Source organism: Streptomyces sp. KR55 (genome assembly GCF_052245645.1).
GTDB classification, from domain to species: Bacteria; Actinomycetota; Actinomycetes; order Streptomycetales; family Streptomycetaceae; genus Streptomyces; species Streptomyces flavusporus.
Genome location: NZ_JBQQCE010000824.1, coordinates 1 through 2,171 on the forward strand (window position 1 = coordinate 1; position 2,171 = coordinate 2,171).

Sequence of the window (2,171 nt, forward strand, 5' to 3'; positions counted from 1 at the left end):
CGGGGCGCAGGGTGTCCAGGTAGATCGGCCCGCCGCCCGGGGCGTGCGCGACCGCCAGGCCCAGCGGCACCGTCCAGGTCGCCTCGGTGGGAGCCACCGCGAGCAGCGCCGCGCGCACCTGCCGGGACGTGACGAGGTCGGCCCGCTCGGCCGGCCCGGCGGGAAACGGGTCGAGGAGGACCTGCTGCTCGTGCGCCTGGGCGATGAGGCGGGCGAGGGCGCCGGTCGGGCAGACGGCGGGTACGGCGAGCCGTAGCGGCCGGCGCCGCGCGGCCTCCGCCTCGTGCTCGAACCGGTCGGCGAGCCGCACGAGTTGCCTCGCCGTCGGCAGCATGTCCCGGCCGAAGGGCGTCAGCGTCACCGCCCGCGAGGACCGGTCAAGCAGCCGCTCGCCGAGGCGTTGTTCCAGCGCGGCGACGCGGCGGCTCACCACCGACTGGGCCGTCCGGGCCGCCGCCGCGCCCACCGTGAAGCTGCCGTGCTCGCTCACACTGACGAACGCCCGGCATGCCGCGACAAGATCCATGAGCCCAACTATGCCAAAACAGCATGGAATTGAACGTCCACGTCTTGGACCTCGGCACCCCACTGGCCGGAGAGTGGTCGACGCCCAGGGCTTTCCCCGGGCTCGCAGGTTCCCCATGTCATTCGACGGCTTGGAGGTTCATTCCATGACGCATCCGCTTCGCATCCGCCGGAGCGCCGCCTGGGCGGCGGCCGGATTGCTCGCGCTCGCCACACTTCCGGCGTGCGGTCAGCAAACCGCGTCGGGGGCCGGCTCACCCGCCGGCGCGGCGCGGTCCGCGTCACCGGCGGCGGCCACGAAGCCCACCACTGCCGAGTTCCGGGCACTGGAGCGGGAGTTCGACGCGCGGCTCGGCGTCTACGCCCTGGACACCGGCACGGGCCGGTCGGTCGGCTACCGGGCGGACGACCGGTTCGCGTACGCCTCCACGTTCAAGGCGCTGGCGGCGGGTGCCATCCTCCGGAAGTACGGGACGGACGGCATCGACAAGGTGGTGAGGTACTCGCGCGAGGACCTGGTCGCGGACTCGCCCGTGTCCGAGAACTTCGTCGAGAAGGGCATGACCCTGCGGGGGCTGTGTGCCGCCACCCTCTGGTACAGCGACAACACGGCGGTCAACCTGCTCCTCGACGAACTCGGCGGGCCCGACGGCCTGGAGAAGGTGCTGGAGGAGTTCGGCGACGACGTCACCGAGATGGACCGGTACGAGCCGGAGATGAGCGAGGGCACACCGGGTGACATCCGCGACACGAGCACCCCGCGCGCGATGGCGGGGAGCCTGCGGGCGTTCCTGCTCGGTGACGCCCTGAAGCGGGACGAACGCGAGCTTCTGAGGCAGTGGATGACGACGAACACGACCGGTCGGACGCTCATCAGGGCGGGCGTCCCCGACGACTGGGACGTGGCCGACAAGAGCGGCACCGCCGGATACGGGGGACGCAACAACATCGCCGTGGTGTGGCCCGACGACGGTGGTAACCCCATCGTCATGGCGGTCATGTCCACCCGTGACAGGAAGGACGCCGAGCGCCGCGACGCCCTGCTCGCCAAGGCCGCCACCGTGGCGGTCGAGGGCCTCGGCCGCTAGCTCGATGACTACGATGACTACTTCGTGCGCAGCATGAGGGCGTGGCGGGTGTTGTCCCCGTAGACACCGCTCTCGTCCCCGTGGATGCCGTACCGCTTCTGGAATCGGGCTACGGCCTGTCGGACTTCCGCGTCGTAGCGGCCGTCGATGGCGCCGCCGTCGTAGATGCTCGGGATCTGCAGCAGACGCACCTGCAACTCGTACACCCCGTGGCCGCTGTCGGCCTCGTGCAGCACGCCGGTGCCCGGGATCCGGGGGAGCGCGGAATTGCCGGGAAGCGGCCGGTCCGGTTGCTCCATGGATGCGGGGGGTTCCGCCGGTGCGGTGTGCTCGTTGTCGAGCAGGGCCGAGGCGATGATCAATCCGCTCACGGTGCCCAGTCCGAGGGCTCCGGCGACACGGGTGCGCCGCCGGTCGATGAAGCGACCAGGTCCTCGGCGTACTCGGCGTCCTCGGAGTCCTCCGCTTCCTTGCCGCTTGGGCGCACGGACGACTTCCGGGGACACGGGCGCATCGGAGGGCGGGGCGACGAGCGGGGCCGGAGGCACATCCCACCGT

At 71.5% G+C, this 2,171-nt stretch carries 4 protein-coding genes; 1 reads left to right on the forward strand and 3 read right to left on the reverse strand.

The features are described from left to right. The coding region (locus ACTWQJ_RS50550; protein ID WP_443313067.1) for a LysR family transcriptional regulator at positions 1-526 on the reverse strand (526 nt) is incomplete at its 3' end. 145 nt (positions 527-671) lie between these two features. Between ACTWQJ_RS50550 and bla the strand changes: the two genes are divergently transcribed. Then, on the forward strand, positions 672-1,613 hold the full coding sequence (bla, locus tag ACTWQJ_RS50555; RefSeq protein WP_443313068.1) for a class A beta-lactamase: 942 nt from the start codon (positions 672-674) through the stop codon (positions 1,611-1,613). Between the two features lie 17 nt (positions 1,614-1,630). On the opposite strand, the gene ACTWQJ_RS50560 is transcribed toward bla, so the two are convergent. Both ACTWQJ_RS50560 and ACTWQJ_RS50565 read right to left on the reverse strand, forming a co-directional pair. Further along, a complete protein-coding gene (locus tag ACTWQJ_RS50560) occupies positions 1,631-1,984 on the reverse strand; it encodes a peptidoglycan-binding domain-containing protein (RefSeq protein WP_443313069.1) in 354 nt (117 codons plus the stop codon). Continuing rightward, on the reverse strand, positions 1,981-2,171 hold a 191-nt coding region (locus ACTWQJ_RS50565; protein ID WP_443313070.1), incomplete at its 5' end, for a hypothetical protein. The genes ACTWQJ_RS50565 and ACTWQJ_RS50560, both read right to left, overlap by 4 nt.